Source organism: Oryzihumus sp. (assembly GCF_036391795.1).
In the GTDB taxonomy this organism is placed as follows: Bacteria; Actinomycetota; Actinomycetes; order Actinomycetales; family Dermatophilaceae; genus Oryzihumus.
The window spans coordinates 1-3,989 of record NZ_DASVZH010000054.1; the positions used below are offsets into that span (position 1 = coordinate 1).

At 74.8% G+C, this 3,989-nt stretch carries 7 protein-coding genes; 1 reads left to right on the forward strand and 6 read right to left on the reverse strand.

Annotation, left to right across the window (positions count from 1 at the left end; genetic code table 11):
• The coding region (locus VF825_RS03180; RefSeq protein ID WP_331110064.1) for a hypothetical protein at positions 1-286 on the reverse strand (286 nt) is incomplete at its 3' end.
• Between the two features lie 134 nt (positions 287-420).
• On the opposite strand from VF825_RS03180, the gene VF825_RS03185 reads away from it, so the two are divergent.
• A complete protein-coding gene (locus VF825_RS03185) occupies positions 421-1,221 on the forward strand; it encodes a class I SAM-dependent methyltransferase (RefSeq protein ID WP_331110066.1) in 801 nt (266 codons plus the stop codon).
• Positions 1,222-1,237: 16 nt separating this feature from the next.
• On the opposite strand, the gene VF825_RS03190 is transcribed toward VF825_RS03185, so the two are convergent.
• The 5 genes from VF825_RS03190 to VF825_RS03210 all read right to left on the reverse strand — a co-directional run.
• Positions 1,238-1,603 carry a phosphomannose isomerase type II C-terminal cupin domain gene (locus VF825_RS03190; protein WP_331110068.1) on the reverse strand — a complete coding sequence of 122 codons (366 nt, stop codon included), beginning with the start codon at positions 1,601-1,603 and terminating at the stop codon, positions 1,238-1,240.
• Between the two features lie 58 nt (positions 1,604-1,661).
• Positions 1,662-2,471 (reverse strand): alpha/beta hydrolase, encoded by an 810-nt coding sequence (locus tag VF825_RS03195; RefSeq protein ID WP_331110070.1) that lies wholly within the window; start codon positions 2,469-2,471, stop codon positions 1,662-1,664.
• Between the two features lie 24 nt (positions 2,472-2,495).
• Entirely contained in the window at positions 2,496-2,825 is a 330-nt protein-coding gene (locus VF825_RS03200; protein WP_331110072.1) for a DUF2516 family protein, read from the reverse strand.
• A gap of 28 nt (positions 2,826-2,853) precedes the next feature.
• Positions 2,854-3,279 (reverse strand): D-aminoacyl-tRNA deacylase, encoded by a 426-nt coding sequence (dtd, locus tag VF825_RS03205; protein WP_331110074.1) that lies wholly within the window; start codon positions 3,277-3,279, stop codon positions 2,854-2,856.
• Positions 3,279-3,989: asparaginase (locus VF825_RS03210; RefSeq protein ID WP_331110076.1), on the reverse strand; the 711-nt coding region annotated here is incomplete at its 5' end. The genes VF825_RS03210 and dtd, both read right to left, overlap by 1 nt.

Genomic DNA, 3,989 nt, shown 5'->3' on the forward strand with positions numbered 1-3,989 from the left:
AGCCGTCCCGGGTCCGGGTCACGGTGCCGAAGCCCGCGGTGACCGGCGCGGCGATGCGCACCGTCTGGAACAGCGTGGCGTCCTGCCGCTGGACGCGGATCCCGTCTGAGTACATCGAGACGGTCAGGCCCTGGCCCAGCGTGATCTCCCCCCGCACCGGCGCGTGTGCGCTGAGCAGGCCGGGCTTGATGTCGACGACGCCGTGGTCGGGCGCGGCGAGGGCGGGCGCCAGCCGGCTGAGGCCGAGGACGGCCAGCGCGAGCAGGACCATGGTGAGCAGCACCATGCTCCGGCTCCGAACGCCCACACCCCTGGCCACCGCGTCACCCTAGATCACGCACCTGTGCCCTTCGGGCCGCCGGCACGGGGCGCGCGGTGTGCCGTGTGGCCGGGTGCGGGGCCTCGCATACCCTGCGGGGCGTGGCAGCGAGGCGACCGGTCGGCACCATCACCCGGGGCACGACCAACCCCAACCGGCTGCGCCGGGTCGACCGCTGGCTGGCGGGGCCGCAGGCGTGGCGGCTGCGGCGCAGCGCGGGCGCGCCGGTGGTGGTCGACCTCGGCTACGGCGCCTCCCCGGTCACCGCGGTGGAGCTGCACGACCGGCTGCGCGCGGTCCGCGAGGACGTGCAGGTCGTGGGCATCGAGATCGACCCGGCTCGGGTCGCGGCGGGCCGGCCGCTGGAGCGGGACGGGCTCACCTTCCGGCTCGGCGGCTTCGAGGTGCCGCTGGACGGCGGGGCCCGGCCGGTGGTGGTGCGGGCCTTCAACGTGCTGCGGCAGTACGACGAGGACCAGGTCGCCGGGGCGTGGGCCACGGTCTGTGAGCGCCTGGCGCCGCACGGGCTGCTGGTCGACGGCACCTGCGACGAGCTGGGGCGCCGGTCCACCTGGGTGGCGGTGACCGAGCAGGGGCCGGTGTCGCTGTCGCTGTCGCTGCGGCTGGCCGACCTGGAGCGGCCCTCCGACATCGCCGAGCGGCTGCCCAAGGCGCTGATCCACCGCAACGTCGACGGCGAGCCGGTGCGCGACTACCTGGCCGCGCTGGACGCCGCGTGGGCGCGCTCGGCGCCGCACGCGGCATACGGGGTGCGTCAGCGCTGGCTGGCCACGGTCGGCGCCCTCCGCGAGGAGGGCTGGCCGTTGCTGGACGGCCCGTCGCGGTGGCGCCTCGGCGAGGTCACCGTGGCATGGTCCGCGGTCGCGCCGCGCCGGCCCTAGCTCCGGTCAGCGGCCGTCAGCGGGCGTAGTCGTCGTGCAGCCGCTCGATGTCGGCCTCGTCGAACTCCCCGAAGGCGATCTCCAGCAGGCGGCCCGGCGCGGTGCCGCTGTTGCCCATGCGGTGCGTGGAGCCCTGCGGCACCCACACGCGCTCCCCCGGCTGGGCGACCCACGTCTCGTCGTCGACCTCGATGTCGATCGGCACGTCGAGCACCTGCCACATCTCGTCGCGGTGGCCGTGCTTCTGCAGGGACAGGCGGTGGCCGGGCTCGACGGTGATGATCTTGACCGTCACCATCTCGTTGGCCACGAACTGCTGGAACTGGCCCCACGGCCGCTCGGCGACGAACACCTCGTCGGCGCGGCTGCGTGTCTTGGACATGGGTCCCCTCTGGACGTTCTCGGTCATGGTCTCGGCGACAGATTCTGCCCTATGGGCCCTACGCCCCGCTGAGGAAGCCGCCGATGAGGTCCCGCACGCGGGCCCGGTGTCGCCACATGATCCCACCGGCCGGCAGCACCTCGAGACGGGCGTCGGGCAGCTCGGCGGCCAGCTGCTCGGCCACCCAGACCGGGTGCGCCGCGTCGTGCTCCTGGGTGAGCACCAGCGCCGGGGCGGCCACCTGCCGCAGCGCGGCCCGGTCGCGCATCGGTATGCCGTGCGGCAGCTCGCGCAGTGCGCGCGAGACCGGGGTGCCCACCAGGGTGGCCGCCTGCCGGCGGCACCACAGGCGCACCGCCGGCTGGTCGCGGACCTCCTCGGGCTGGTCGAGCAGCAGCAGCCGGGCCATGCCCTCGACGTCGCGGTGGTCGGCCTCCTCGGCCATGGCCACGAGCCGGTCGATCGCCTCGTCGTCGCGGGGGCGGTCGATGACGGCCGGCATGACGATGACGAGCCGCTCGAACCGGTCGGGGGTCTCCTCCAGCAGGTGGCACAGGGCGCCGGCGCCCATGCTCACGCCGAGTGCGCGGGTGGCGCCGACGTGGTCGGCGACGGCGCGCAGCTCGGCGGACAGCGCGGCATACGTCCAGCCGGTCTCGGGGGCCGCGGAGGCGCCGTGGCCGCGGAAGTGGAAGAACGCGCGGGTGCCCTCCACGCCCGAGCCGAACGGGCGGGTGGTCTCGATCGAGCCGGCCAGGCCGTGGCCGAAGACGGTGGTGGGTTCGCCGGAGCCGGTGAGGAGGTACTCCAGGGCGCCGTCGGGCCCGTCGAGCAGGGAGGTGTGCGGGGGGTGCGGGGCGAGGCTCACGAGGACAGCGTCACAGGTGAGGCGTCACCACGGGCCGTAGGGGCCCTGCTGGCTGCCGGTGCCGCGGCCGGTGACCCGGCGCAGGGCGGGGCGCACGTCGGCGAGGTAGAAGCCCGCGGCGACGATCGCGAGGATCGACAGGAAGCCCAGCACGTTGAACACGTAGACGAAGCCGAGCACCGCGGCGACGGCGGTGACCGCGACCCAGAGGTTCTTGGTGCGCTTGCCGGCCGCGACGTAGGCGTCCGGCCGGTGGCGCAGCGCGTCGACGAGGGCGAAGACCTCCATGCCGAGGGCGATGACCCCGAGCACCACGGTGATCAGGCTCTGCGCGGTCCCGATGGCGTTGAACATGGCGACAGCCTAAGCCGCAGGCGGGTCGTCAGGTGTCAACCACGAGGGTGAACGGCCCGTCGTTGACGAGGCTGACCTCCATCATCGCCCCGAACCGGCCGGTGGCGACCTCGATCCCCTTGTCCCGCAAGGCCGCGATGAGGTCGTCGACGAGCGGCTCGGCGACGTCGCCGGTGGCGGCGGCGCTCCACGAGGGGCGCCGGCCCTTGCGCGTGTCGGCATAGAGGGTGAACTGGCTGACGACCAGCACCGGGGCGCCCGCGTCGAGCACGGACTGCTCCTCGCGCAGGATCCGCAGCTCGGCGATCTTGCGGGCCATCTTCTCGACCTGGGCCGGGCCGTCCTCGTGGGTGGCGGCCACGAGGGCGAGCAGGCCGGGGCGGTCGATCGCGCCGACCGTCTCGCCCTCGACGACGACGGAGGCCCGGGTGACCCGTTGCAGGACCGCGCGCATCAGATCCCGACGGCCGCGAGCTCGCCGACCGGCTGGCCGTGGCCGAGGACCGGGGCGTGGTCGAGCGTGGCGAGGACCTCGGCGTCGACGCCGAGGCGGCGCAGGGCGGCCGCCATGACGACCGGCCGGGCGCGCTGCGCACCGTCGGCGATCTTGAGGGCGACGGCCGAGCCGTCGGCCAGGCCCACGGCATACACGCTCTCGGCGCCGTCCTTGGCGATGAGGCCGGGCACGCCGCGGATCAGGGCGGTGACGTCGCGGCGGGTGCCGCCGAGCCACTCCGGGTGCGCCTGTATCGCGCGGCTCACCTTCCCCTCCAGCGTCGCCTCGGGGGCGGCGGCCAGGGTGCCGAACGCGCGGGCCAGGCCCCGCAGGCTGACCGCCATGACGGGGGCGCCGCAGCCGTCGATGCCGGTGGCCGCGACCTTCTCGCCGGTGAGGTCCTCCAGGGTCTGGGCCATGAGCTGCTGCAGCGGGTGGGCCGGGTCGCGGTAGGTCGCGGTGTCCCAGCCGTTGAGCACGCAGGTGGCCAGCATCGCGGCGTGCTTGCCCGAGCAGTTCTGCGCCAGCGAGGTGGCCTCGCGCCCGGCGGCGATCCACGCCCTGCGCTCGACCTCGTCGTAGGGCAGGTCGGGGGTGTTCTGCAGGTCGGCCTCGGTCAGCCCGGCACCGGCGAGGATGCGGCGGGCGCCCTCGAGGTGGAACGCCTC